This is a genomic window from Actinospica acidithermotolerans (assembly GCF_018139625.1).
Classification (GTDB): Bacteria; Actinomycetota; Actinomycetes; order Streptomycetales; family Catenulisporaceae; genus Actinospica; species Actinospica acidithermotolerans.
Genome location: NZ_JAGSOH010000419.1, coordinates 1 through 380, shown reverse-complemented (window position 1 = coordinate 380; position 380 = coordinate 1). Strand labels below are relative to the sequence as shown.

Sequence of the window (380 nt, the reverse complement as noted above, 5' to 3'; positions counted from 1 at the left end):
GGCTCTACCACATCAGACCCGGCTTCGTCCGCGCCCGCCCCGACGCCAAGGTCTGGTTCAGACGCTGAGGCAACGGTGGAAGGAGATTCCCCATCCGATGCGGCTTCCGCTTCGGGTGCAGCATCCGGGTCGGGTATAGCGGAGCCGGGGTCCACCGGCGTGGCGGAGTCGGAGTCCACGTGCACCGGCGTGGCGGAGCCGGAGTCCACGTGCGTGGCGGAGTCGGGGTCCACCGGCGTGGCGGAGTCGGAGTCCACCGGTGCGGCGGAGTCGGAGTCCACCGGTGCGGCGGAGCCGGGGTCTACCGGTGTGGCTGGTGCCTCGCCGGTGCCAGTGGCGGTGGCGGTGGCGGTGGCGGTGGCGACTGCTGCGGGTGCGAA

The 380-nt window shown here is 72.4% G+C and carries 1 pseudogene; it reads left to right on the top strand.

The window, feature by feature from the left end:
* Window positions 1–159 precede the first annotated feature (159 nt).
* Window positions 160–380, top strand: a pseudogene (locus KDK95_RS35365) (hypothetical protein); the annotation flags it as partial.